General features: G+C 34.6%; 3 protein-coding genes and 1 pseudogene. 3 read left to right on the top strand and 1 reads right to left on the bottom strand.

Translation table 11 applies throughout. The features are described 5' to 3' along the window. The coding region (locus ACFWM3_RS24855) for an immunoglobulin-like domain-containing protein (protein WP_390313385.1) at positions 1 to 3,691 on the top strand (3,691 nt) is incomplete at its 5' end. Positions 3,692 to 3,820: 129 nt separating this feature from the next. Here the strand turns inward: ACFWM3_RS24855 and ACFWM3_RS24850 are convergent. Further along, positions 3,821 to 4,087 carry a hypothetical protein gene (locus ACFWM3_RS24850; RefSeq protein WP_390313384.1) on the bottom strand — a complete coding sequence of 89 codons (267 nt, stop codon included), beginning with the start codon at positions 4,085 to 4,087 and terminating at the stop codon, positions 3,821 to 3,823. A gap of 125 nt (positions 4,088 to 4,212) precedes the next feature. Here ACFWM3_RS24850 and ACFWM3_RS24845 point away from each other — a divergent pair. Further along, positions 4,213 to 4,326, top strand: a pseudogene (locus tag ACFWM3_RS24845) (IS6 family transposase); the annotation flags it as partial. A gap of 482 nt (positions 4,327 to 4,808) precedes the next feature. Continuing rightward, a partial coding sequence (locus tag ACFWM3_RS24840; RefSeq protein WP_390313383.1) for a hypothetical protein occupies positions 4,809 to 5,072 on the top strand: 264 nt, incomplete at its 3' end.

Genomic DNA, 5,072 nt, shown 5'->3' with positions numbered 1-5,072 from the left:
AGGACTTGTAGCATTATTACTTCAAGCCAATTCATCTTTAACAGTTAGTGATATTGAAAGAATAATAAAGGAAACAGCAACTCCTTGTACTAACTATGATTATCCTGAAACCCCTAACAATGGATATGGATATGGTGTGATTAATGCACTTAAGGCTGTAACATCAGTTATGCCAGGAATTTCTGATATTAAAGGCCAAGTATCAGAAGATGCCGAGGATACAGTTCCGCCAACTTTTAATCATATACCTGTTAAAGAGGCAGACGTAGGATTTGAACAAAAATTAAAAATAGATGTACAAGATAATATAAGCGTTAAGACAGTTGAGCTTCAATATAGAAATAATCCATCGGATGAGTGGACAACAGTTGCAGCTGAAAGGCAGAGTGGAGACATCCAGTCAGGAAGCTATGAAGCTATAATTCCAGCAGATAGAGTAGTGGCAGGATCAAATCTATCTTACAGATGGAGAATAGTTGACTTTGGAAAGAACGAGGTTACAAGTGATATCTATACAATACTTGTTAACTCTCAAGTAGGATACTTTAATGATTTTGAAACAGATACAACAGGATGGGAAATAGTCGGAGCTCCTAAATGGCAGTGGGGAAAACCAACGACAGGACCTATGGCAGCAGCTTCGGGAGAAAAGGTTTTTGCTACTAATCTTGAAGGAACGTATTCAGAAAATCAAGTAATGGGATTGATATCGCCTAAAATTGTCTTGCCGAAAGAACATGCTTATTTGCAGTTTAAAAATTGGTATGATATAGAAGAAAATAATGCCATTGCAAAAGTTGGGGTTCAAATTGACGGCAATGATTATTTTACGAGTGTAGCAAAATATGCAGGCACTAAGACAGGAGGATATTCAAATGAAGAAATAGATATAAGCGAATATGCAGGAAAGAAAGTAAGTATCTTTTTTGTATTTATGTCTGGTACCTCAACCTCCAATAATCATCAGGGATGGTTTATAGATGATGTGAATTTAACAGATAAATCTGCAGCACTAGGTAATACATCAGTTTTAAGCAATGGCCCTGAAGAACAAATTAGATTAAAAGATCTACCTGCAGCATCAGATGGCAGATCAGTTTTAAGCAACAGCCCAAAACAACAAGTAAAAAATTCAGTGCAGACAAACACTGAGATAGCAAAACTTCCATTATCAGCCACAGTGACTATTGTTGAAAATGGTCGTTCAACAAAAACAAATCCGCAAGACGGGTCATATAGTTTTAAGGTGAAAGAAGGAGCGTATACATTAAGAGCTGAAAAGTATGGATACTATCCAAAGGATGAGAAGGTTCAAGTAGCAGCCAACCAAGTTCTTGAAAATACAGACATTACAATGGTTCCAATACCTAAGAGAACATTAACAGGTAAAATCACTAATGCACAAACAGGAAAGCCTGTGAAAAACGCTAAAGTTTACGTAATTGAGGATGCAGCAGTAGCACCAGTTACAACTGATGCAGAGGGTAATTACTCATTAACTGCATATGAAGGTAAATATACAGTACAGGTTATAGCTGAGGACTACTTTGATGAGAAAGTTACCGTAGATATTACGGGTAAGGAAAATGTTACACATGATATTCAGCAAAAACCGTTTATAAATTATTCAGGAGAGATAGGCTATGATGATGGAACAGCAGAAGATACAATAGCTCAATTTCAACCGGGAGGGGGCTATGCAGTAAGAATGTCACTTCCGGAGGGAGAGACTAGAGCAATAGTAACCTCTGGATTATTTATGTTTGGTACAAAATGGCCAACACCAGGTGGAACTACATTTAAGGTGGCAGTTTATGATGCAAGTGGAAAGGGTGGCGCTCCTGGGAAAATGATAGCAGGTCCGTTTAATGCAACTACTCCTAGGGAGGAAGGAAAATGGACAGTCGTTGATTTATCCGCAAAGCGAATAGTTGTAACAGGCGATTATTATATGGTTTTAATACAGGATCAGCCTTCTTTGTTATCTCCAGGAATATCATTGGATAAAACGACAGTACCAACAGGAAGATCATGGTGGTTTGAAAAAGATGGTCCATTCACTTTAGCAAGTAAAGAGTATGGAAACATAATGATTAGATCAACAGTTAAGCTTGAAGCACTAGCTCCAGCTATAACATCACCAGTAGACAACCCATATGTAAATAATGAAAAAGTAACAATAAAAGGTATGGCGGCTCCAGGAATGGACGTTCATATATTTAGCAAAGATGAAGATATAGCAAATGGAAAGACAAATGATGATGGAAGCTTTTCAATTGACGCTGTACTTCAAGAGGGAGTTAATATTCTAAAGGCAAAAACTATAACAGAACTCGGTTTTACTCCTTATTCGAAGGAAATAAAGGTTATAGTAGACAAAGCAGCACCAGTTTTAGAAATTACAAGCCCACAAAATAACGCAAATATAAATAATCAGGTTATAACTGTAACAGGAACAGCCAAAGATGATTATTTAGATTATGTTGATGTTAATGGAACAAGGCCAGACATAGATTCAAATGGAAATTGGACAGTAAAGCTTATGTCCAAGGAAGGGAAAAATATAATAAATGTTGTTGCTAGAGACAAAGCAGGAAATGAAACTGCTAAGAGCATAACAGTTAATGTAAAATACCCAATACTTGAAATTAAAAATATAATGCCATCGAGTGATGTAATATTAAAGGCAGATCAAACATTAAAGGTTGGGTTCGACAGTGAGCCTGGATTAAAAAAGGCAGTATTTACAATTAACGTTCCGATTAATGGCATAACAAGTGCAGCATCTGTGCCAACTGCAAGTTTAAGCAACTTTGAAGTAGTTATGACCGAAGTAAAGGATGCAAAAGGAAATGGCACTGGACACTATGAGGGCTACTGGAAAGCAACTAACAACCTTACATTAAACGGTGCACAAATAGTGGTAAAAGTAGAAGATATGTATGGAAATTCATTAAGTTCCAAGGCAGCAGGAAAGCTATATATCGATTCAATTAAACCACTCATATATGGTACGACAGATAAGAAATTAAATATTAATTCAAAGTTTGATCCAATGGCGGGAGTATCTGCAGTAGATAATGTAGATGGTGATTTAACTAAATTCATTAGAGTAACAGGTATTGTAGATACTAAGAGAAAAGGTTCTTACGTACTTACTTACACGGTGAACGATAAGTTTGGGAATGTAACAACAGTTAAAAGAACGATCACAGTGATTGATAATATTAAACCTGTGATTTACGGTGCAGGTAACAAAACAATTAATATCAATACTAAATTCAATCCACTAAAAGATGTAACTGCTAAAGATAATGTGGATGGATCTTTAACAAAACTTATCAAAGTAGCGGGAACAGTAAATACAAAGAAAATCGGAACATACACATTAACGTATACGGTTACTGATTCTTCCGGTAATAAAAAGGTTATTACAAGAAAAATCACTGTAAAAGACAATATTAAACCTGTTATTTATGGTGCAAAATCGAAAACAATTAAAGTAAAGTCTAAATTCAATGCAAGGGCAGGCGTTACTGCAAAAGATAATGTAGACGGAGATTTAACAAAAGTGATTAAAATTACTGGAACTGTAAATACAAAGAAAAAAGGTACTTTTACGTTAAAGTATGTAGTTGCTGATAAAACTGGGAACAAGACTACTGTTCTAAGAAAAATCACTGTTAAATAGAGATTTGATTTACACTATATGAAAAAGGACCTTTTTATAAGGTCCCTCCAGCTTGTAGAAAACGCAGTGTTTTACCACTTGTCACAAGCTGAAGGTCTGCCAAACTAGGCAGACCTTTTCTATTTCTATTTATTTGGATTCGCTAATCGTTTTATTAATGACATCAATCACGTAGTTCTTTGTGTTTTTGTTTATCGAACCGCCATCATCTTTAAAAATCGTGGATTTGGTAGTATCAGTTGGTTCAATGTGTACTGTTACTAGTGTTTGACCTTCGTTTAGATTAATAGATTGAGTGAAATACATCTCATTATAGTCAGTTACTTTTTCCCCGTTGATGGTGAGGTTAGCAGCTTTAATACTATTCCCTTTGAGAGTTAAAGTCGAACCCTTCACATCAATTTGGCTAACTACAAGTGGCTTATCAATCTAATTTTGAACAATTACAATGAATCTCTAACTCTTACACATTAATACTATTATTCTAGATAGTGTGTGTGATTGGTATAGAAAAACAAAAATATCGTGCAGTCGATTTAAAAAGAAATACCATTGATTTATTCCTTAGTAAAACGATTTGCAAATCAGCCAAGCATCTCTTGAAACTAGCCTTGGTTTTTTCGCACTTTAAGAAAGTGGTGGCCAATTTTAGGAATAAAGTATAAGTGCAACTTCGTCTCTGTCTTCACCTAAAAGGCTCGCCAAATCGGTGAGTTTTCTTTAAAACTTTGCGCCAGAACCGGATTTTTTGAACCAGTGCATATTAGTATAATGCTAAAAATCGATAAAATTATATTATGGTTATCATAATATTTCATTATTTTACAAAAAATTTATAAAATTTTAAAATTTTAAAATAAGCTGCTTTCATCTTGTTAGCAATCTCTTAATTTATCCTATTCAACTATGAATCATACTTTATGATATTTCTTAACATTTGTAACTTAATGAAAACGTTACTAGCTGTAAGTTTGAATGGAATGAAATAACTTAATTGATGAACTGTTGTAAGGATCATCTCAAAACCTATTTTATAAGTTAATGAATTCAAGCAGTTAAGGGAAAGGAAGGAAAAGGATTATTTATGTAAATTTAATCTAAATATGGGGGTATAAACATGATAAAAATCACCAAGAAATTGAGTGCATTGTCGACAGCTTTATTACTAACTATCAGTTCATTTGCTGCACCAGCTGGAAATTATGCTAAGGCTTATGCAAAGGACAATATTGAGACAAGCTATAACGCTAAAGAGGTAATAGCGAATAAAATAAGTCCAGAACTTGAAAAAGAATTTGCAAATAACTCTCAAACTACCTTTCTTGTAAAATTTAAGGATCAGGTAGATACAGTAAAGGTTGCTAATGATGTTAAAGCTAAG

The organism is Gottfriedia sp. NPDC058432, assembly GCF_042721555.1.
Classification (GTDB): domain Bacteria; phylum Bacillota; class Bacilli; order Bacillales; family Bacillaceae_G; genus Gottfriedia.
Note: the sequence above shows the minus strand (reverse complement) of the source record. Positions and strands in the feature narration are given on the sequence as shown.